A 456-nucleotide genomic window follows, 5' to 3' on the forward strand; every position below is an offset into this window, starting at 1 on the left:
ATCACGAAGCACGTGAAGATTTTGGAAGAACTGAAATTATCGTTCCAGAAGCAGCTCATGGGACAAACCCTGCTACAGCGGTAATGTGTGGTTATAAGGTAAAAGAGATCCCTGTAAAGTCAGGCGGTGATGTTGACCTGGAAGCGCTTAAAGAAGCAGTTGGCCCACAAACAGCCGGGATCATGATGACTAACCCTTCGACCTGCGGCGTGTTTGAAAGACAGATCGAAGAGATTGCCAAGACGGTTCATGACGCGGGCGGTTTGCTTTATTACGATGGTGCGAACCTGAACGCGATCTTGGGTAAAGTACGCCCGGGCGATATGGGTTTTGACGTGCTGCATATGAACTTGCACAAGACCTTTGCAACACCTCACGGTGGCGGTGGACCAGGTTCCGGCCCAGTTGCTGTAGGTGAGCGTTTACTACCATACCTGCCTACGCCAATGGCGGGTT

1 protein-coding gene is annotated in these 456 nt (G+C 51.1%); it reads left to right on the forward strand.

Annotated features, from left to right (window positions below; all coding sequences use genetic code 11):
- Nucleotides 1–456 (forward strand): aminotransferase class V-fold PLP-dependent enzyme (locus tag A3756_RS04985; RefSeq protein WP_156490286.1); only part of this gene is annotated, 456 nt, incomplete at both ends.

The sequence above is a fragment of the Oleiphilus sp. HI0086 genome (assembly GCF_001635225.1).